Source organism: Olivibacter sp. XZL3 (genome assembly GCF_004368405.1).
In the GTDB taxonomy this organism is placed as follows: Bacteria; Bacteroidota; Bacteroidia; order Sphingobacteriales; family Sphingobacteriaceae; genus Olivibacter.
The window spans coordinates 1-22,567 of sequence record NZ_SBJH01000097.1 but is presented as its reverse complement, the minus strand read 5'-3'; the positions used below and the strand labels follow the sequence as shown (position 1 = coordinate 22,567).

15 protein-coding genes are annotated in these 22,567 nt (G+C 42.8%); 13 read left to right on the top strand and 2 right to left on the bottom strand.

Translation table 11 applies throughout. From position 1 onward, the window contains the following. Positions 1–14 precede the first annotated feature (14 nt). The 6 genes from EPX21_RS19180 to EPX21_RS19155 all read left to right on the top strand — a co-directional run bounded on the left by EPX21_RS19180 (position 15) and on the right by EPX21_RS19155 (position 9,959). Positions 15–614, top strand: a complete 600-nt coding sequence (locus tag EPX21_RS19180) for an RNA polymerase sigma factor (RefSeq protein ID WP_134091289.1) — start codon at positions 15–17, stop codon at positions 612–614. A 55-nt stretch (positions 615–669) separates the two neighbouring features. After that, positions 670–1,629 (top strand): FecR family protein, encoded by a 960-nt coding sequence (locus EPX21_RS19175; protein WP_134091288.1) that lies wholly within the window; start codon positions 670–672, stop codon positions 1,627–1,629. Positions 1,630–1,738: 109 nt separating this feature from the next. Continuing rightward, positions 1,739–5,170: a TonB-dependent receptor gene (locus EPX21_RS19170; protein ID WP_134091287.1), complete on the top strand. Its 3,432-nt coding sequence runs from the start codon at positions 1,739–1,741 to the stop codon at positions 5,168–5,170. 15 nt (positions 5,171–5,185) lie between these two features. Beyond that, the gene (locus EPX21_RS19165) at positions 5,186–6,691 is read left to right on the top strand and encodes a RagB/SusD family nutrient uptake outer membrane protein (protein WP_134091286.1); all 1,506 of its coding nucleotides are present in this window, start codon (positions 5,186–5,188) and stop codon (positions 6,689–6,691) included. Between the two features lie 24 nt (positions 6,692–6,715). Beyond that, positions 6,716–9,409 carry an alpha-L-rhamnosidase gene (locus EPX21_RS19160; RefSeq protein ID WP_240768734.1) on the top strand — a complete coding sequence of 898 codons (2,694 nt, stop codon included), beginning with the start codon at positions 6,716–6,718 and terminating at the stop codon, positions 9,407–9,409. A 145-nt stretch (positions 9,410–9,554) separates the two neighbouring features. Continuing rightward, positions 9,555–9,959, top strand: coding sequence for a hypothetical protein (locus tag EPX21_RS19155; protein WP_134091285.1), 405 nt, complete (start codon positions 9,555–9,557; stop codon positions 9,957–9,959). Positions 9,960–10,107: 148 nt separating this feature from the next. On the opposite strand, the gene EPX21_RS19150 is transcribed toward EPX21_RS19155, so the two are convergent. Continuing rightward, entirely contained in the window at positions 10,108–10,545 is a 438-nt protein-coding gene (locus tag EPX21_RS19150; RefSeq protein ID WP_134091284.1) for an Rrf2 family transcriptional regulator, read from the bottom strand. A gap of 120 nt (positions 10,546–10,665) precedes the next feature. On the opposite strand from EPX21_RS19150, the gene hmpA reads away from it, so the two are divergent. Together hmpA and EPX21_RS19140 are read left to right on the top strand one after the other, a co-directional pair. Further along, positions 10,666–11,871, top strand: coding sequence for an NO-inducible flavohemoprotein (gene hmpA, locus EPX21_RS19145; RefSeq protein ID WP_134091283.1), 1,206 nt, complete (start codon positions 10,666–10,668; stop codon positions 11,869–11,871). Between the two features lie 39 nt (positions 11,872–11,910). Then, complete coding sequence (locus tag EPX21_RS19140; RefSeq protein WP_134091282.1) at positions 11,911–12,978, top strand: nitronate monooxygenase family protein; 1,068 nt, start codon at positions 11,911–11,913, stop codon at positions 12,976–12,978. Between the two features lie 570 nt (positions 12,979–13,548). On the opposite strand, the gene EPX21_RS19135 is transcribed toward EPX21_RS19140, so the two are convergent. Beyond that, a complete protein-coding gene (locus tag EPX21_RS19135; protein WP_134091281.1) occupies positions 13,549–14,070 on the bottom strand; it encodes a hypothetical protein in 522 nt (173 codons plus the stop codon). 239 nt (positions 14,071–14,309) lie between these two features. Between EPX21_RS19135 and EPX21_RS19130 the strand changes: the two genes are divergently transcribed. The 5 genes from EPX21_RS19130 to EPX21_RS19110 all read left to right on the top strand — a co-directional run bounded on the left by EPX21_RS19130 (position 14,310) and on the right by EPX21_RS19110 (position 22,503). After that, the gene (locus EPX21_RS19130; protein ID WP_134091280.1) at positions 14,310–18,737 is read left to right on the top strand and encodes a hypothetical protein; all 4,428 of its coding nucleotides are present in this window, start codon (positions 14,310–14,312) and stop codon (positions 18,735–18,737) included. Positions 18,738–18,745: 8 nt separating this feature from the next. Beyond that, positions 18,746–19,471 (top strand): hypothetical protein, encoded by a 726-nt coding sequence (locus EPX21_RS19125; RefSeq protein WP_134091279.1) that lies wholly within the window; start codon positions 18,746–18,748, stop codon positions 19,469–19,471. Position 19,472: 1 nt separating this feature from the next. Continuing rightward, on the top strand, positions 19,473–20,387 hold the full coding sequence (locus EPX21_RS19120) for an RES domain-containing protein (RefSeq protein WP_134091278.1): 915 nt from the start codon (positions 19,473–19,475) through the stop codon (positions 20,385–20,387). A gap of 20 nt (positions 20,388–20,407) precedes the next feature. Next, on the top strand, positions 20,408–20,782 hold the full coding sequence (locus EPX21_RS19115) for a hypothetical protein (protein ID WP_134091277.1): 375 nt from the start codon (positions 20,408–20,410) through the stop codon (positions 20,780–20,782). A 236-nt stretch (positions 20,783–21,018) separates the two neighbouring features. Next, on the top strand, positions 21,019–22,503 hold the full coding sequence (locus EPX21_RS19110) for a DEAD/DEAH box helicase (protein ID WP_134091276.1): 1,485 nt from the start codon (positions 21,019–21,021) through the stop codon (positions 22,501–22,503). Positions 22,504–22,567: the final 64 nt, after the last annotated feature.

Here is a 22,567-nt window from a genome sequence, read left to right as displayed (position 1 = left end):
ATGCTCATGGCGATATGGACGAAAATTTAAATGTTCAAAGTGATATCGAGTTGATGCGGCGCATTGCTGCTGGTGATACGATTGCATTTCGACTGATTTATGATAAATATTGGAAGACACTTTATCTGAAAGCAAAGAATGGTACAGATGAAGAAGAAGCTAAAGATATCGTACAGGAGATTTTATTGTCGCTTTGGAACGGACGACATCGCGTGCTGGTTAACAAAGAGACCGACCTGCGCAATTATTTGTTTACTGCTGTAAAATACAAAATTATCAGCTTTTATGCTTATAGTGCTGCTAAAGTCAGGCGAATGGACCTCTTACAGCCCCCAGAGACGGTACATACCCCCGAAACCGTACTGTTAAGCAAAGAGCTAAAAATGCAATTGGATCAAGTGGTAAATGAAATGCCTCAAAAAATGCAACAGATTTTTCGAATGAGCCGCGACGAGGCAAACACCATAGCCGAAATTGCAGCTCGTCTGAATTTGTCTGAACAAACCGTCAAAAATCAACTGAGCAATGCGTTAAAAAGATTGCGCCGAAACGTTACCCAAACGGATGATCAACTGCTCGTGATGACGCTGTTGCTCTACATCTGGAGCATTTAGAAAAAATCATATAGTACTAAAACGGTTCTTCTTAGATATATAGTAAATAGCTTCTATGAAGTCGGAAGAAAATAAGGAATTATTGCGACGTTACCTCGCCGGAAAAAGCAATGCGGAAGAGCGGGCGCTCGTTGAGCGTTGGTATCAGCATTTGCAGAATGAAAAGTCTGCAACTATGGGGCAACAGCAGGAGCAGCAATTAAAGGACGAAATATGGCAGCAACTGCGATCAAAAATGCCAGCACCGGAGCGGAACACAAAAGCATTTTCCGCCAGTTGGTGGCGGGCGGCTGCAGCCGTTTTTTTGGTGACTTGTGTAGGGATATTTTTTTATATGAGAGGGAAGCTATCGCAGGCAGGGCGGTCGGCTGAACGACAGATGGTTTCCGTTGTGACCCGAGCAGGCGAGCGGAGAATTGTTGTTTTAAGAGACAGTTCCATACTAAGCATAAAGGGTGGATCTTCAATCCGGATAAACAGAGACTTGGCAAACTCGAGAATAGTTGAAATTATAGACGGCGAGGTTTTTTTTGAGATCAAGCAGGATCCCTCCAAACCTTTTGTGGTGAAGAGTGGGCCGCTACAGACACGGGTGTTGGGTACATCGTTCAATATAAGAGCCTACGACGCGCTCAGCCAATTTGCGGTGAGCGTTACGAGCGGCAAGGTACAAGTAAGCGCGAATGGTATGCAAGGCGAGGTGTTGGGAAAAAATCGCCAGTTGGTTTATGATAGAGAAAAACGACAGGTCGCGGTCGTTACAAATGAGGCGATCGGAAATAACTGGGGCAAGGACCTTTTCGTGTTAGATAATGCATCATTTGACGAAGTGGCATTGTTGCTCAATAAAAACTACGGTATACACATCAACACGACAGATGATCATTTAAGAACGAAGCGGTTCACCGCAACCTTGAAAAATACGATGTCTGCAACAGAGGTATTGGAAGTACTCGCAGCCGTTCACAAACTTAAAGTAAAAAAAAGGAGGGACTATATAGAAATCTATAAATAACAACTGAAAACCGCGATTAAAGAGGCCGCTGCTGTAACAACGACCTCTACAATGCCGCTGTAACGGCATTAAGCTTTCAATCTACTCACAATTAAAAGCCATACAATGTATGAAATTTCATTTAAAACACCGTATCATTAATGCAATGAGATTAACTTTCTTTGTACTAGCTGTACTTATGAGCCTATCTCTATTATTTCCAGCCTTTGCCAGTAAGGGACAGGTACTTGACCGAAAAATTACCTATAGTACTCAAAATCAGTCGCTCGAAGCTGTGCTGAAGAATATACAAAATAAATGCCAAGTATATTTCGCTTACGATAGCGGATTGCTAAAAAAGTTTATGGTTAAAGACCTGCAGGTCGAGAATGAAAAGTTGGAGACAGTACTTCATGAGCTCTTCCGGCCTTTTCCTATAAATTATGAGGTGGTCAATGACATTGTGGTGGTTAGCGAATTTGATCCCGTAAGGTACGTAGAAACGAGAAAAGGACAGCGTTTGGCACGGCTAAGGGGGCAAGTTGTCGATGAAACCGGCCTATTTCTCCCGGGAGCCACTGTCAAGATTTTGGAGTTAGGTCGGACGCTTAAGACGGACGAAAACGGAAACTTTGCCGTTGAATTACCTGTCGGGCACTATACTGTCGAAGCATCGTTTATTTCCTATCAAAAACAGCAGGTTACAAACGTCGAAATAAAAGAAGGCGAGACGACTTCGCAGGACTTCACTTTATTGCCGGCCTTAAATGATTTGACCGAAGTCGTAGTAGTTGGGTATGGCACGCGTAAAAAGGAAGATCTTACCGGCTCAGTAGCCACGGTTTCGTCTAGCCAAATAAAAGATCTGCCAGTGGCGTCTGTGGATCAGAAGATGGTCGGACAAATGGCTGGTGTTCAAATCACGAGTCCGACCGGTCGACCCGGCGGTGGTACAACCATCAAGGTGCGGGGCTCCGGCTCTATCGGTGCGGGCGATAATCCCTTATATGTCATTGACGGATTTGCTATTTCCAATACAACCGGCCAATCCTATAATCCGCTGAACGTTATCAGTCCGGACGACATCGAATCGATCAGTGTACTGAAAGATGCTTCTTCTACGGCAATATATGGTTCGAGGGGAGCTAACGGCGTGGTGATGATTACGACGAAAAGGGGGAAGCAAGGCGCTCCGGTAATTGGCTTAAATACCTATTACGGTGCACAGCAGGTCCCGATGCGCGGTAGGCCCAGTGTGCTTAACGGCGAAGAGTATGCTCGGTTTAGGAAGGAAATGATTGAAGACGCTTTTGCGGCGAGAGGAGAAACCGCGACAGAAGCAGATATTCCCGTCGAATTTCGTAATCCACAGCAGTATGGAGCTGGCACGAATTGGTATGATGAAGTGTTGCGTTCGGCCCCGCAGAGTAATATTGATTTGAGTATCCGTGGCGGATCGGAGAATACAACTTACTCTTTCTCGGCTGGAAGGCTCGAACAACAGGGAACGGTTCGGTATACGGATTATACACGGTATACGCTCCAAGGGAATGTGCAGTCGAAAATAGGAGAAAGGCTAAATATTGGCCTCAGTATTGCCCCTGGAGGTGGCATACAACATAACCATGGTTTTGAGTCTGGTCAACGCGACGTGCTGACCCGAACGTTGTGGCTGAGTCCCATAGTGCCGGTAAACGATAACAACGGAAATCGTACGCCTTTTATTACCTCACCCGGCGCAATCGGCGCGGGAAATCCCTTGAATACCCTCGAATTTTCCCGCACGAAAAATACTTTTTTCAGAGGCTTGGCGTCCTCTTTCGCTGAGTTGACCATCCTCGAGGGATTAAAAGCCAAATATGCTTTTAATGTGGATTATACGATGAATCGCTCCTTTGCCTTTAATCCTTCCTTTGTTTATGGAGAAACCGCTAATCCTAATCCCAATCCCAGCATTCCAAGCTCGAATACTGGGAACTCCAATAATTTTAACTGGTTGTCGGAGCTGACGCTGAACTATGATAAGTCGTTTGGCGATGATCACCGCTTGAGTGTGCTTGCCGGTTATACGGCGCAAAAGGAAAGAGGCGAAAGCTATAGCTTTAATGCCGTTAATTACCCGGATGATCTGATCCAGACGATTAACGCGTCGCCATTGCTCAATGGGCAATCGGCTGGTATAGAAAAATGGGCCTTATTATCGTACTTGGCACGTGCGGAATATGCATTCAAAAACCGGTACATATTTACCGGTACGATACGGACAGATGGCTCGTCCAGATTCGGCGCCAATGTCCGCTACGGTACCTTCCCCTCTGGCGGTTTTGCTTGGCGTGCAAACGAGGAATCTTTCCTTCAGGAGGCCGAATGGTTGAGTAATCTGAAACTGCGTGGAAGTTATGGGCTCGCAGGTAACTTTAATATCGGGAACTACGCTTATGCTGCCAGTATTTCTACTGCTAATTACGCTTTCGGAAACAATCTGGCCAGTGGCCGGGTGTCCAATTCGATTAGTAACGTGCAGCTTTCTTGGGAGAATTCCAGACAAGCAGATGTAGGTATCGATCTAGGTATCATGGATAATCGCTTCAATCTGACGGTAGACTATTATAATCGCATCACTACCGATATGCTTTTCAATAATGAGATCCCGCTGGCTTCAGGCTTCTCTACCGCTTTGGTTAACCTAGGTAAAGTACGGAATAGCGGTCTGGAGTTAACATTGAACACGGTTAACTTGAGTGGACCGGTAAGCTGGACGACGAATTTCAATATCTCCTTCAACCGGAACAAGGTGCTGGCACTAAATCAGGATAACGCACCTATATATTCGGGGAGAAGTGGAGAAGGCAATTTTACGCATAAAACGGAGGTAGGAAAGCCCTTGGGGCAATTTTTCGGATATATAGTGGAAGGGGTTTATACAGATGAAGCAGATTTTAACAGTTCGCCTAAGAATGCGTCTTCTGTGATAGGCTCAATAAAATATCGGGACGTGGACGGTAACGGTATTATAGAACCCGTTAAAGATTTTGCCGTCATTGGTAATCCTTATCCGGATTTTACTTATGGACTTACCAACAACCTCAGTTATAAAGGTTTTGATATGAGCTTGCTGGTGGTGGGTTCGCAGGGTGGTCAGATCCTGAAAACGGCTAACGAATTCCTTACGAATATCGATGGTGTGTTTAATGTAGATCGGAAAGTACTTAACCGATGGCGTTCCCCCGAGAATCCTGGAGATGGTATGACACCCACTACCAATGGCGGTCGTGTGCTTTACCGGGACGTCAACTCGAGTTGGGTAGAGGACGCAAGTTTTCTGCGTATCCAGAATATTACGCTGGGCTACAATTTTGATCAGACCTCAGTCGGAAAAAGCGGAGTCTTTAAGTCTATTCGCGTTTACGGAAGCGTTCAAAACCTGATCACATTTACTGATTATTCGGGAGGAAACCCCGAAGCCCTAACCAATAATTCGGGAGTTTTAACACCAGGGCGTGATTTTTTAAGTTACCCGCTGGCCAGGACATGGACAATGGGACTAAACATCATCTTTTAAATTTAATCGAAAAGTATGAATACGCTAACAAAATATACTGTGTTTTCTATGTTATCGGCAGCGCTGTTATTGGCCGCCTGCGGGAAGAATTTTCTAGAACAGAATCCAGAGGCAACGCTCACCGGAGCGAATTTTTGGAAGACTGAGTCGGATCTTAAGCAAGGTGTGGTAGGAGCCTATAGATCCTTAAGGGATATGGGCTTGTTCAGTTATTGGGTGTTTGGTGAAATGCGGTCCGACAATACAACGTTTCAGTATAATGAGCCCCAGAGAGGTCAAGAAAACAGGGAGTTTGTTGATCAATTTTTGCTAAATTCTGCGAATACCTTATTGCGTGATTTTTGGCAACAGAGTTACACGGCTATTTCGCGATGCAATGAAGTATTGGCGCGCGAAGCCAGCATAGAGATGTCTCAGGAAAGCCGAAACCAAGCCATCGGCGAAGTGAAGCTGCTGCGCGCGTTTCATTATTTTAACCTAGTACGACAATTTGGTGGCGTGCCCATTAAGCTGGAAATGGTGACTTCTCCGGAAGAGGCCAAATCCAATAGGCGTGCAAGTGTCGAAGAGGTGTATCTGCAGATTTTGGACGATCTTCAACACGCCGCCGAGCTGTTGCCTGCAAGCTATGACGGAGCGAATGCAGGGCGGGTAACGAGTGGTACGGCGAATGCGTTGCTGGGTAAAGTTTACATGACTCGCCAAAATTTTGAGGAAGCATTAGCAGCCCTGCGTAAAGTAACCGGTTACAGCTTACTGTCTGATTACGGCGCCTTATTCCGGCCGGAGAATAAGAACCATTCGGAGTCCATTTTTGAGATTCAATATTTAGGATCGGATCCAAATCTAGCGAGCAATTTTCTTTATCAATTTGCTCCATTTAATTCAGGAACCAGCGTTACCCACGATGTAGGAACGAACCTCAGTTACAACGCGGGCTGGAATACGCCAACCCAAGACCTTATTGACGCCTATGAGGAGGGTGATCGACGTAAAGCAGTATCTTTAGCAGAATCCTTCACCTTGGAAGGACAGGTCTATCAGGTGCCACATGTGATTAAATATAACCATGGATTTGTCCAACCCGGCCAAACAGACGTGAATTTCCCCATTATTCGCTATGCCGATGTAATGCTTGAAATCGCCGAGTGCTTAAATGAAGCTGGATTTGTGGCGGATGGTGAAGCCTTTCAATTGCTGAACAGCGTGAGGGCCCGCGCCGGCCTGCCTGCAAAAACCGCGGCCAACGCAAATTCTGCGCTAGCCGTGCCAAATCAGGACGCATTTAGGGAGGCCATTATGCATGAGCGACAGGTGGAACTCGCTTTTGAGAACCATAGATGGTATGATTTGGTACGTACCGGAAAAGCGGTAGAAGTCATGAACGCACATGGAGAGCGAGAGAGAGCTATGAATCCGCAATATCCGGCCGGCACTTATGAAGTAACGCCAAATAAATTGCTATTGCCCATCCCGCAGCGGGAAGTGGATATTGATAACCTCGAACAGAATCCTCAATAAATTTCCTACTTTAGAACAATGTACGTGATAACATATTCTGCTAGCCATACCATTCGAATTTACTTAGCAATGGGCTTACTGCTTTTGGGGTCGACCTTCAACCTTTATGGTCGGGCTGATCATCACCGTGTGATAGACCTACAGTGTGAACATTTAATTAACCCGCTCGGGCTGGATGAACACCACCCGCGTCTAAGTTGGCGGATGGAAAGCGATGCAAAGGGCGCTGCGCAAAGCGCTTATAAGCTTATGGTGGCAACAGACTCTTTGAAGTTGGTTAGCAATGATGAGCTGTTATGGGATTCAGGCAAAAGGCAGTCTCCACAACAATTAGTGGTTTACGACGGACCGGAATTGCAGCCATTTACGAAGTATTACTGGAAAGTGATTGTTTGGGACGAAGGAGGAGAGCCCTCTTCTCCGAGCGGCGTCAGTCATTTTGAAACTGGCATGATGGGCATCGCCAATTGGCAAGGCACCTGGATCAGCGACGGGGCCACTATGCACGAGTTGCCGGCAGGGTATTTCAGAAAGTCATTTGACCTCGGTAAACAGATCGCATCCGCAAGAGTATACATTGCGGCGGCTGGGCTCTATGAGTTACACCTGAACGGACGCCGTGTGGGCGATCATCGCTTAGATCCCATGTATACGCGCTTTGACCGTCGGAATTTATATGTCACTTATGATGTTACGGCATTACTCCAGCAGGGAGATAACGCTTTGGGGGTGATTTTAGGTAATGGGTGGTATAATCATCAACCCTTAGCAGTGTGGAACTTTGATCGTGCCCCATGGCGGGCCCGACCAAGTTTCTGTTTGGATCTGCGCATAACCTATAGTGATGGTAGTACAGAAACGATTCGATCGGACGGCAGCTGGCGTACAAATACAGGCCCGGTAATACGTAATAATATTTACACCGCAGAACACTACGATAGCCGTATAACCATAGGCGATTGGGATATGCCGGGCTTTATCGATACAACTTGGAAGGGCGTAGCGCTACGCGCTGCGCCTTCCAACCACATAGTGAGTCAGCAACTTCATCCGATCCGGAATGTACGGGAAATTGTTGCTCAATCCATACGGAAAGTGAATGACTCCGTTTATGTTTTCGACATGGGGCAGAACATGGCAGGTGTAACCAAAGTGACCTTGAACGGAGAAAGTGGCACAATCGTTCGTTTAAAACACGGCGAGCGATTGTATCCCAATGGTCGGGTAGACTTATCGAACATCGATGTATATTACAGGCCAAAAGATGATAGCGAGCCTTTTCAGACCGATATTGTGATACTCAATGGGGAAGGTCCTGTTGAATTTATGCCGCGTTTTAATTATAAAGGGTTTCGGTACGTGGAAGTAAGCAGCGATAAAGCCATCCAGTTAAAGCAAGAGGACCTGGTGGCATATTTTATGCATAGCGATGTGCCGGCGAAAGGCAGCTTAAACTCTTCCAATACGATGATCAATAAGCTGTGGGAAGCGACAAACAATGCTTACCTGTCTAATCTGTTTGGTTATCCTACTGATTGCCCCCAACGGGAAAAGAATGGGTGGACGGGGGACGGGCACTTTGCCATTGAGACCGCCTTATATAACTTTGACGGCATCACGGTTTATGAAAAGTGGTTGGCTGATCATCGGGATGAGCAGCAGCCTAATGGCGTATTGCCTGATATTATACCAACGGGTGGATGGGGGTATGGCACGGCAAATGGTACCGACTGGACCAGCACGATAGTCATTATACCTTGGAACCTCTATCTTTTTTACGGAGACCTGAAACCATTGCAAGATAACTACGACAATATGAAGCGTTATGTAAATTACGTGGAACGCTTAAGCCCTCAAGGGCTGACTACTTTTGGTCGGGGCGACTGGGTACCTGTAAAGTCGCGCTCATCGCTTGAATACACTTCCTCTGTTTATTACTTTGTGGATGCAACGATTTTAGCGAAGGTAGCCAAATTATTGAATAGAGAGGAAGATCGCCTGTATTACCAGGCGCTGGCAGCGAAAATCAGGCAGGCAATCAACGATAAATATTTGGATAGTACCTCGGTTAGCTATGGGAGTGGGGTGCAAACGGAGTTGAGTATGGCATTGTACTGGCATGTTGTGCCCGACGAGCTGCGGACGAAGCTTGCAGAAAATTTGGCTAGACGTGTGCAACAAGATGGTATGCACCTCGATGTGGGCGTTTTAGGTGCTAAAGCGATATTAAATGCGCTGAGTGAAAACGGTCAAGCTGAAACGGCCTACAAATTGGCTGTCCAAGATACCTATCCATCTTGGGGCTGGTGGATTGCAAATGGCGCAACTACGCTTCAGGAGAATTGGGATATGGAGGCGGAGCGGGATATTTCCGACAACCACATGATGTTCGGGGAAATTGGCGGCTGGTTCTTCAAAGGCTTGGGTGGAATCTATCCGGATGAATCTGCTCCGGGTTTTAAAAACATTATTCTAAAGCCAAATTTTGTGTCCGGATTAAATGATTTTTCCTGTTCGCTCAATAGCCCTTACGGCAAAATAATTTCTTCCTGGCAGAGAAAAGGAAAGAAGATCTACTACTCGGTAACGATACCGCCAAACGCAAGTGCATCGCTTAGCATACCTATGCAGCGCCATAAGCGTGTCTATCTGGATGGTGATTTGGTGCAGCCAGCGATACAGCTTTCAGCGGGTAGCTATGAATTTCGGGTTGAATAAAGCATGTGCTAGAAGCTTCATGCTTTTCAACAACCTTGCTTGTTCAGATTACTTTTAGTCGCGTCATGTCGGAATAAAATATTGATCCTTTGGTGTTTAATCGTTAACTTAGTTGTCAAATTGCTACACCAAAATGAATTAGGTTATGAAAAGGCTTTGTATTTATCTTTTAATCGCGACGACTTGCTGGATATCTCGCTTGAAAGCGGCTGAAGCGGATGATAAAAGTATTGAGGCGATTTACGGACTTTGGTCATCTAAAAATGATCGACTCTTCGAAAAGTTATCCATTCAGAAAGATGGCTTTCTGGGGGTAATTAAACAGGGTGTAAACATCGGGAAACTATTTAAGATAACCGATTATAAGAATGGCTTGGTAATAGGGCAAGGCTTTGACGACGTCTTTGATGTTGCTAGTGGTTTTTCCTTTGAAATGAAGGTGGTTAGCGATAAGGTACTTGATCTTACTTTGCATAAAAATAAAGCGATCTATCACGTGCGGTTATATAAGGAAGCCGACTATGAATCCGGAGCTATTTTTGCGAAATAAACAATGTAGTATAACGTAAAAAGATCGATTCGTAGCTGCTGTATGTTAATACGATGATCTGTGTACTGTTGTGTTTAAAAAACATTGACTTGTCGATTAAACAAACCTAGGGTTGGATCTTATGTCCGGAAAACCCGTTGATACTTTCTTATTTTCGTAAAGAAAGCAACCCGTTCATAAGTTCTTCGTTAAACCCATTGATCGTCGTATTGTCGAGGAGCTCATGAATTTGACTTCTGATCGCCTTAAACTGCTCATGCAGCGGGCAGGGATTGATTTCAGAACATTGTTTAAGCCCGAGTGCACAGCCATAGAACAGGTTGTTGCCGTCCACCACCTCTACGATATCACTAATGGGCCGGTTAAGTGAAGCCTCATTTATATAAAATCCACCATTCGGCCCTTTAGCCGAACTGATCAGCCCCTTGCGGCTTAGGTCTTGTAGAATCTTAGCCAGGTAAAGTTCAGGTGAATCAATGCCTGTTGCGATATCTTTGATACCGACTTTTGTCCCAGCAGCTGACTTATGCGCAATGTAAAACACTGCTCTGATTGCATACTCACATGTTTTGGAAAATATTGCCATAACTAATCGAAAACAAAGATAAAAAAATAATAAAAGATATTTTTGTCTTTTATTATTTTACTTGTTACGTTTGTATTGTATAAAAGATAAAAAGGTATTTATATATTTAATAAGATGGCCATGACAAACGAACAGAAAGCATTAGTAAGCGCAACCGTCCCGGTATTGAAAGAGAGTGGGGTAGCACTAACCACCTACTTCTACAACCGGATGCTTACGCATAATCCCGAATTAAAGAATATATTCAACAGCGCGAATCAGCGGACAGGTGCGCAACCTACGGCACTCGCCATGTCTGTTTTAGCCTACGCGGAGCATATTGACAATCCTGCTGTACTGGCTCATGCCGTTAACCGGATTGCCAATAAGCATGTCAGCTTGGATATCCGTCCCGAGCAGTATGATATTGTAGGCAAACACTTGTTAGCTTCTATCAGTGAAGTATTGGGAGATGCGGCAAATCCCGAACTGATTGATGCTTGGGCTACGGCTTATAACCAATTGGCAGCAATCATGATCGGCGCAGAAGCGGATTTATACCGTAGTTCGGCAAACAAAGAAGGCGGCTGGAGCAGTTGGCGACCGTTTGTGGTTCGCCAAAAGGTGCGTGAATCGGAGGAGATCACGTCGTTTTATCTTTATCCTTCCGACGAGGGTAAGGTGGCAGACTTTTTACCGGGACAGTATATCACCGTCCGCTTGTATGTACCAGAGTTGAAAGTGCTTCAGCCACGCCAGTATAGTATTTCCTGCGTACCTAACGGTTTGTATTACCGTATTTCTGTAAAGCGGGAACAGGGAGGCGCAGCACGTCCGGCAGGCTATGTAAGCAACTTGCTACATCATCAGATCAAAGAAGGTGATATCATAGAAGTCGCTCCGCCAGCCGGCGATTTTACCTTGGATGCACAGGCTAAAAACCCCGTCGTGTTTATTAGCGGAGGCGTTGGTCTTACGCCATTTATGAGTATGCTGGAGTCTGTAGTTGCTTCAGGTAACGACAGACCTATCACCTGGATACATGGCTGTAGAGGATATGAAGTACATGCTTTCAGAGAACAGGTGACCGAAATGAGCGGCCGTCACGGTGCCATGTCGGTCCATACGTTCTACGATAGGCTGGAAAGCGAAACGCAAGACAATTATTATGAAGGCTACGTCGATCTGAATAAGATAAAGCAGGCCGTCGTCGATGGCGCTGATTACTACATCTGTGGCCCGGGCGTATTTATCAAAAAACATTTTGATTACCTGCGAGCGCAAGGGGTGGGTACTGAGGCAATCCATTTTGAAGAGTTTGGTCCTGCCATACTGGTTGTGGAGTAAAGTTCTAACCAATCGCTTACTTAAGATACTGTATAACTTATGAAAGAATTCACACAATTAATGGGTATCCGCTATCCCATTATACAAGCACCCATGCTCGGGGTAACCACCCCTGCCATGGTGGCCGCAGTTGCTAATGCGGGTGGCTTGGGGAGTCTACCTTTGGGTGGCCTGTCTCCAGAAAAGGCCTTGGCACTTATTAAAGAAACCAAGGCCGGCACGGATAGGCCCTTTGCGGTAAATCTCTTTGCCCATGCTTTAATCAGTGAGGTCAATGAAGAGCATATCCAAAAGATGGAGGATTATCTCGAACAGATTCATAGACGGCATCATTTGCCGTTCGAACGGAAGGCAATTTCCGATTATCGGTTTTATAATCACCTTGATCAAATTGATGTCTTGCTAGATGGACAAGTGTCTATCATCAGCTTTACCTTCGGTCTGCCGGAACCGGACGTAATCGAAAGGCTCCACGCGCAAGGGATCAAGGTGATCGGAACCGCCACCAGTGTCAAAGAAGCCCGCCTGCTGGATAAAGCAGGTGTGGATGCTATCGTAGCTCAGGGGATTGAAGCGGGAGGGCACCGGGGCACCTTTATTGAGGGTGAACCCTTACCTCAGGTCGGACTCATATCACTCATTCCGCAGGTAGTCGATTGTGTTTCTATTCCTGTTATTGCTGCGGGGGGACTTTTCGATTGTCGGACCATCAAAGCGGCCTTTGTGCTGGGCGCTGCGGCGGTACAGTTAGGTAGTTACTTTATCGCAACAGATGAAAGTGCAGCTAGTGAGATCTATAAAGAACGATTACTCAACTCAACAGACACTTCCAGCGAACTTACCCGTGCTTTCACCGGTAAATGGGCAAGGGGAATTAGGAATAGTTTCATGCAGGAAATGAAAAGCTCGGACTTAACCATTCCTTATTATACGTATCAAAATAGTTTAACAAGCGCTTTAAGAGACTACGGTAAAACAAAGGGCATAGGCGATCTTATTTCTCTTTGGGCAGGGCAATCCGCGTCTAGGGGCAAACGCGGTAGTACGCAGTCCTTATTTCAAGAGCTTATTGAACAACTAGAAGGTGAACCCAATCCGGTAGTTTGAGGCTATATATAGCGTTTGCTTGATGCGTAACCGTTCGGATCACACATTTCTGTTGGCATAAAAAAAGGAGACAATCTGTAATCAGTGTCTCCTCCAGTAGCCCGTAGGGGGATTGAACCTATTTGCTATCAATCTATTTATCAGTATTTTACAAACTTCCCTTTTCCCAACTCACCGAATCACTCACTGGTTTGACATACGTTTTAGCTGCAATTGCTATGATGCTAAGATAGGCATTTTTGTTCAAAAAAAGACAATATTTAAGTGTTTACCCACCCTTGCGTCTACACAAAAGCCTATCATCTATTTACGTTTGCGATTTGTCTGCTATTGCCTGTCTACAAGTTCTTGTAATTTTAAAAGATATGTTAGTCCATTAGATAATTTTTTGTCTTTTAGTTTGAGATTAGCATCCATTATATCATCAGTAAGTTTCGGTGTTTTTAGATTCGCTCCAATAAAACTTGCAATAGCACCCGTAATATGTAGTAGGCTGCCTGTTCATTTTCTGGACGAATAGCATAATTAATTCATCGTGAATAGGTTTCTTTAGCTCTTGTATAAACCCTTCTAATTCGGAATAAAACATTCAAGGAAATGTTTTATTCCGAATTTTATATTTTTCCTTCCCTTCATAACATCTTTTCCATTAAAGGGTTTGAAAGGGACGACAGTATTTTTATGAATGTCAGACAAAGTAATTTTGCTGGCAAAGTAAAAAAAGGAATTTTGCAGTTCGTCGCTTAAATTTTCGGCTTGTTTGACAAAGCCAGGGAAGCCTATCACTAAGTTTATCGCTGACCATGCGCTTTCTTTGGGAGAGGTCAAATTATTAATCTTAAGGTGTTTTCTGATCCAATGACCAAAGGCAATCTGAAATTTATGCACCGCCGTAACTATTGCCAAACCTTCCGAATATTGATCCAATAAGGCGATACTTGCCGACCTTTTGGCAACATCGCCTTGTTTCATTGTTTCATAATAGATAATATCACTGATTGGGAAGATACATTTACCAGAATTATAAAGCTGTAAAATCTTCTCAGTGATCTGTCGTATCATAGGATTGTTACTTTCTGCTCCCTCTTTCAAGAGTATTCAGTACTTTTACTCTAAATAGACAAATTCTTTAGTAGCGTGACGTTCGTAAATGTGAGGACTTTCCTCCTTCATATATTCTGATAAACCTGGCATTAAGTTTTAATGTATATAGTCGACAGTTGGTAAAATAGTTGATTATGCGTAGCAATGTTAAAAATACACGATAATAGGTTTATAAATAGCATACTAAAGGGCGTATATTTGAATTTATCTCTAAGCCAGTATACCTGATGATTATTAATTGGAACAAGTTACAACCCTATAAAACAACCAAATCCAAGAGTTTCGAGCAGCTCTGTTATCAGATAGCTTCAAGGCTATATTCGGACAAAGGTACTTTTACACCAGTCGACGATAGCGGCGGTGGGGATGGTGTTGAGTTTTATTTAACCATGCCTGATGGTAATGAATGGGGATGGCAGGCGAAATTTTACGAAGGTTCGGCAAGGTTAAACGTCAGTGGTAGAAAGGCCGCGATTATTTCTTCACTTGAACGTGCCATAAACAAACATCCCAAGATGGAAATCTGGTTTTTGTGTGTAACCACAGACCTTACTCCCGATGAAGAAACCTGGGCAACCACAGACCTTAAAAAACATATCCCAGCTGGACATCCGGCTAAAATAGAGGTATGGAATGAGAGCTTTTTACATGAAAAAATAAATCAACCTGCCTTCAATGGTTTAAAACAATCTTTTTTCAATGAACTTGAATTGTCTAGCGATTGGTTTGCAAAAGCATTCGAAAAGTCGTTTAGTATTGTAAAGAACAAGTTTGATGATCTGCTATATGTACCAAATGGAGAGTTTGAATATTATTATGTAAATCCTATTCTTTGTAATGATAAGTTCGTCGAACAGAGGATTGCTTATTACCCGATAAAACTGGAGGAACTGCTGGATGATGCAAAGGAAAAACTGGAAAGCCTGCATTACACGACCGATCTTTGGCGGCCATTGTTGAGGGAGTATATCGATCGTTACACTGAATTCAACCTGGCGGCCGAAAATCTACTGCCGTTGTTTAAAGCTCGGTTGGGAAATATCACACCGAATAATTTTGAAAAATTGATTGGTGACGAATATGAAAATGAGATCGCGTATTTTGAATCGATCAAAAATGGCCTTGAAGAGTTCCGCAGGAACTGGCAGCAAAATAACGCCCATGAACTTACCGAAGATCAAAAGAAAACCAATTTAGAGCAATCAAAAAAGATATGGCCGATAGAAAGTGTCTATAAAGAATTTATAGAAGAACTTAAATATTATGTTTCACATAGCAGAATACCTGTTGAATGGCGTTCTGCTCATTATTTAGGAAATGGTGGCGACGGAAAAACAAACTTCTCCGTAGCATTAGTTAAGGAATACCTATCGTCAAAAATCCCCGCTATTTACATCCCTGCAATTCAATTTACTGGACCTAATCCTTTAAGTGACCAGATACTAATGATGCTTGACATCAAGTCGGATTACACTTTTAGTGATTTATTAGATTGCCTGGATGAACTTGGAAAAATTCATAACAAACGCATCCCTGTGGTTATTGATGGACTAAACGAAGCCATCAATGCGCAAGGATTTTTGAATGAACGACTTAGCCTGGACCTGCCACAAATTGAAGCTGATTTTCTGCATCGAAAAAATTTGGTACTATTGACCACTTGCCGAACTTCCTATAAAGATGCGATATGGGGCGAGGTCAAGCATGATGACAAGAGGTTTCATTCACTATACGGTTTTACAAATCAAGAGGACAAAAAGAAACTGGTCAGGAATTACTTCAGCCAGTATAAGATACAAGCAGACCTATCTTTCCTCTCATTGGAGCGGTTCACCAAGCCTTTATACCTGAAACTTTTTTGTGAATCTGTCAATAACGAAAGAAAGGAAATTAAACAGGTTACACTTGGCTTTGACTCCATCTATTCAATTTTTGATAATTTTATCAGTCTCTGTGATGACAATATTTTTAAAAGAATACAAAAGGCGGGCAGGATAGCACCTACCGCTGCCAATAAAAAGCTGGCTTCAAAAGCGATGGCCGAGATCGCTGCAATATTATGGCAACAACATCAGCGCGCATTCTTGTTGGATGAACTAATGACTATTGCTGATGGTCAAACAAAACCCGACTACAAGGATTCGGTGACCAAAGCCTTACTGGATGAAGAGTTGTTGTTTATCCGTAACTGGCACAATGGGCAGGAGCATGTTTTTTTGACGTATGATCTGATGGCGGGTTATTTTATTGCCAAGCACTTAGTGGATACCGTTACGGACTTTACCACATTTTTTAAAGATGAGCAAGTAGAGTCGCTGATCGGTGATGATTATCATAAACTCCATCCTAACCACGAAGACATAACCGATGGTTTATGTAGTTTGTTGCCGATCAAGAAAGGCGTCTTCGTACATGACCTAATTACCAAGCCGGGAAAAGACCAAGCCCAGTCCCCTATAGAAAAGAGGTTATTCGAACGGTCGATTGCTGCTACTATTTTACTTTCGCCGGAATATATCACACCTGAACAGGTCATATATTTTAATGCATTATCTGGGCACTCCAAAAATCTGATCAGACTGATTGGCCTAAGTGAGGACGTGCTTTTTGTTTCTAACCACCCCTTTAATTTTAAGTTTTGGTCAGTAAAGCTCGCCGGACTACCTATGAATGAAAGGGATATTGTATGGTCTGAATACCTGAGAAGTTTGAGAGAGGGTTTTTTAGATGACCTGATCACAGAATTTGAAGCCTTACAAACTAGCGCTTCACTTACACAGGAACAAAATGAAAAGATATATCTGGTTGCCGACTATCTTAAATGGACATTTACTTCAACCAATAAGGATCTTAAAGGTAAAGCCGGAGATGCGTTATATCAATTCGCGATAAAGTTCCCCTCGGTTTTTCTCACAGAATTCTACGGTTCGGCGAAAATAAATGACCCATCCGTATTTGAATGGATGATGGTTATTCTTTATAATATCTGTATCTATCTGGTAAAAAATAATAAAGAGAATCATAAAAATGACTTGCTCAAACTTTCTTTATTTCTCCAAAAAGAGGTACTTCGTCCAGGAGGAACTCATGCAACTAACCATCTGGTCACCAGAAACTATGCTTATAGCATTCTAAAATTGTTATCCCGCAAGTTCCCTGATGCAGCGGTAGATATTAAGGCCATCAGAAAAAACTTTAAGGATATAGGCATTATTGCCTGGGAGGAGGCCGAAGACCTCAATGAAGGAGAATATCGGGATGGCAACGCCCTTATTGACTACTATTTCAATAAAGAAAAAATGCCCTACATCTCGCGTGGCCGTGGCAATGAATATAATCGAACACCGGAATACCTTGCTGTTCAGGCAAAGTTGCGTTGGCGCGCTTATCAGTTGGGCTACAAATTTGAACTGTTTGGCGAACCTGATATTCAAATTGCTAAATATAAGCACTGGGGCGAATCATTTGCCAGCACTGAACGATATGCTGATAAATATATAGAAATCGCCTTTCTTGAATATTGCGGGTATCTTGACGGCCTGGATGATTTGGAATCCTATGATGATATGGGCTACCTGCGCACATTTAAACTTAAACATGATCCGAGCGAAGCGGGCGATATCGACGAGCCCTTACCATCGACGAGATTTGTTGAAAGGGATTTTATTGATGCAAATATCTCCTTATCTAAATGGTGTGCTGATCATTCCGCACCCGATGTCTCGGAATTTCTTGAAAGGACGGCCTTTCAGGAAAAAAATGGAAATTGGGTTTTACTGCACGGATTGGTACACCAACATAAAAAGCTTAAGGAAAGGCAGTTCTATTTCAAGGTAGACACTGTTTTTGTGCGGAATAAAGATTTGGCGGAAGCAAGGCTGGCTTTCAGCGATAAAACAGAATTAGGACGCGCCAATAACAGCATTCCCTATACAAATAACATACATGAATCCGAGATCCCCGATGCAGATAGCATCCCGTACAATGAATTTACAGAGTGGAACTATAGTCTGGAATCTGAAATTATTGACAGGGAATATACCAGGATCGTTCTGATTGAAAATGGGAAGCGATTGAAGGAAAAGGAATCAGACCAGCTTTGGGACATGATTATAAGGCAATTACATTTTTTAAATCACCCCAGGACGAACATATCAGAATTTTCTATGCCCATGATCCGGTTTAAGGCACCTGAATCCGATGAAGATGAGAGTTTGGAGGATGCATTCAAGCGTTTGAATATTGAATTGGAAGAAGAGAAATTCACCAAACAGGAGCCACGCGAAATAGATAAGACCATTGATGTTTTTATACCTGTTCGCTATCATAAGGACAAGGTTTACCTGTGTAAAAACATGATAGATGAACTGGAATTGTCAAGCCCCTACGGGATCACTGATCTAAATGACCGGAATGGCGAACTGGCCAGCTTCAACTATACCTATGAAGTAGAATATGTTGACCAGGAAACTTTTACCTACCTGAGAAAAGATCTATTAAATAAATATCTCCAGGATAATGAATTGACCCTGTTCCAGATCACTTGGGGTGAGCGGGACTATTATCCTATCGATGGAAATTGGGATACGGACCGAAAAAGAGCACAAACCAGAAAATGGGCACCATTTTATCGGGCTGTAGAATATAAAATTTAAGGCACGGAATGGAACTGAAATTACTCAACGAGGAAAACTTCCGCTATCTCTGTCAGGGTTTAACCTTGGACTTGCACGATATGCAGGTCATTGATGGGGTATTGATTGGATTGAATGACAAAAACGGCCTCATTGAAAAGATCATAACGCATAATGAGACTCTGGGCGCAGAATCAACGCTGCCTGCCGATAACGGCGGGCAAATTATCGTGATATTTGATAAATATCTGACTTCCGGTAAATTACTAGCTACGGCAACCGTCACGCAAGGTAAAAAGCATACAGGTCTGCCGCCTGCGCTTCATATCAATTTACACTCTCCGACATTAGATATTCCACAAAGAATAGAAATCCCCTTGCGTTATGTGTTAAAAGGGATGATGCCACTAATAGGTGCTTATATGGTTTATTTACATGCTTTGGAAATTAATGATAAAGAGACATTCGTGTATTACGGGATCACAAAAAGAGGTTGGATGAAACGCTTTACCGAACACGTTCGCCTGGCAGTCAAAGGTAATTCTGACCGAAAATTCCCAAAATTATTGGGAGAAAGTATGGAGGCCCGGGTTGTAGAGCTGCTAAGCGATATAAATACCACAAATAAAAGATTGACCGGCTCGTATCACGTAGTTTGTGCAGCCGGACGATCAAAGAAAAATGCCTCCGAAATCGAACGATACCTGATCACAAAACGTAGCATATCTGAAAAAGAAGGCTTAAATATGATTTGACATGCTTCCCGAAATAAATCTCAATGATCTAAAAAAACGCTTAGACCAGCTTAGAAAGTTGGATTTGTCCATTATCTCTTACCCTGAGATCATCGATATTATCAATAAAGAAATCGTATTACCTATCCTCGTGACAGAAGTTCGTGCTGGTAACTACATTGAACGGATACGGATCAATAAAGGAAATGAGATATTTACCACTAAGCAAGAGTTGTCCTATCGCACTGATCTTGAAAACATCAAGAGTTTTGGTAGGTCAAACTCACCCGGTTCCTCTATATTTTATGGAGCAGTGATCAGCAGTCCGATCCAGCTACCAAGAATCGTTGCTTTGGCGGAAACGGATGAATTACTAAGAAGTCAAGAAAAAGGTAAAGTTGATAAAGATATTTTCATGACCGTTAGCAAGTGGAAGATCACGAAGAATATGCGGCTCGCTGAAATGGTATTTAAAAAAGACAGGATAGCCTCTACTCCGGAAATTGAAAAGGCTTACCAGTTTCATCTAAAAGCATTCCGAGAAAATATGCCGGAAGAGGAAGTACAGAAATTGATCTCGATTCTGGAGTTCTACTCGGAGGAGTTTGCTAAAGCAGAGATTATTACGGATGCTGATTACAAGATCAGTGCCGCTTACGCTGAAAGCGTATTTAAAACCGGAAATGTTCAAGGCATTATCTACCCAAGTGTAAGAACAGATTACGAGGGCAGTAACGTCGCATTATTGCCCAAAACCGTAGACGATCATTTACAGTTCGAAGAAGCGCTTATCATCCATGTTCAGATCAGGGGAAAAAAGGTGTTCCTCGATAACTTATACCGGACTGGTATCGTCGAGGCTGATACCAATGATCTTGGATGGTACAAAATGGAGTCTGCATCAGAGGAAGTAAAAAATAAGTTCTTTGGAACGTAACAGCTATTAACCTAATTACTATGTCAATTGAGAAAATAATTGAATCAAATAAGCCAAACTTCGATTTGTGGAACAAGCAATTGGACGAACACTTTTTTGCCCAGTATCATCCAAACGACATCAATAAAGAAGAATACGAGCGAGTATTTTTTCAGACCAACGAGTTATTAATGGATATAGCATCCTGCTTTTTTGTGTACGGAAAATTCAAGGATAAGTGGGATACCTCAAAATGCCACCTGAATTATTTAGTTCAAAATTTGTTCTTAAAGTCAGAAAAAATGAATTTAACCTTCGATTGGGGCTTGGACGGAAATGATTTTTACATGGATGCTTATATCATGTATCCAGAAAATTTAAGATATATGACAGATGACTTTAGACAATGCTATTAGAGTTGAAAAGTTTGGGACATTTTGTTCTGGTTATCAGAGATCTCAATTTTTTTAATTTTTTGTCGATAAAGTTGTTGTCTAAATTTGAAGTTTATTATATTCGATTTAATGAATGACAAATAGCTGGATCAGAATCAGTTTTGGTTATAACTGATTTTATTTTGAAAATAACTAACTAATTCAATTAACGATAGTAAGAGTTGTTTTTGGACACTCATGCGCCTCAAATCAGTGATATGAATTATTTTTCCTCGAACTACGCCAGGATAAATTACCCTGTAAGTGGAGCCGATAGCCCTGGCTTACGTAATGCTCAAATTGGTGCCATTCATGCCATAGGCGCGCACTTTGCCTTACATGAGGAAGATCCTGCATTGGTAATTATGCCTACCGGTTCTGGAAAAACAGCGGTGTTGAATCTTTCAGCCTACCTGCTAAGGGCAAAACGTGTACTGGTCATCAGTTCCAGTGTAATGGTTAGGGGGCAAATTAAAAATGAATTTTTAACCCTAAAAACTCTTAAGGAGTCAAGGGTTTTTCATGTTGATCTGGACACACCAAGAGTAAAAGAGATAAGGTCGCCAATTAAATCTGCTGAAGAATGGACTGCATTTGTAGATTACGAAGTCGTTGTTGGTATTCCCAATAGCATCAACGAAGGCATTGCCGTGTTACCAGACCCTGAACTATTTGATTTGGTACTGGTAGATGAGGCGCACCATGTACCTGCATTTACCTGGTCAAATATTGTACGTGCATTTCCCAGAGCAAAAAAGATCTTTTTTACAGCGACACCTTTTCGTAGGGATAAAAAGGAAATAGAAGGGCGCATGGCCTTTAATTACCCTTTAGCCAGAGCATATGAGGATAAAATATTCGGGGAAATTGGTTATTATCCTGTGATCACTGACGATCAAAATCCAGATTTAGCAATTGCTAAAGCCACCGAAAAGGTTTTTAAAGAAGATAAGGCTGTTGGTCTTCGTCATTATATCATGGTCAGAACAGAGACAAAGGAGCATGCCCAAGTACTGAGCGAATTGTATGAAAGCCAGACAACCTTAAGGCTTCAAAAAATTGATAGCACAAAGACTTATACTTTTATTAATAAGACTATTGCCAAACTCAGAGGCGGTGAACTGGACGGTATCATTTGCGTGGATATGCTTGGAGAAGGATTTGATTTTCCAAATCTAAAAATTGCAGCCATACACAGTCCCAAAAAATCATTGGCCAATACGCTACAGTTTATAGGACGGTTTGCCAGAACTAATGCTGAAAATATAGGTGAAGCCAAATTTTTGGCAGTGCCAAATGATATTGAGATTGGCAAAAGAAAACTCTATGCAGAAGGTGCAGTTTGGAATGATATCATAAAAAATCTAAGTCAAGAAGTCATGGATGCTGAAGATGAAGTAAAGCAGGCGATTGATTCCTTTCATTATGAAACTACTCCGGCCAATGCAGAAGAGATTTCCTTTTATAATTTAAATCCCTATTGCCATGTTAAGGTTTATAAAGCAGAAGGGGTAGACCTAAATGGGGAATTGACGCTGTCCGGTAAGCAAACCATTCACCATGCCATTAGTACAGAGCTCAATACTGTTATATTTATTACCAAAGAAACGGAGAAGCCCAAATGGATTTTGTCCGATGAACTTTTGAATGTAAAGCATTATTTCTTTTTGGTCTATTATGATGAGCCTGTAATCTTACCCTAGCTAGCTACACCCAAAACTAAAGAATTCCAATCAGACTTGCTATTGCTATCCTGTTGGAATGTGG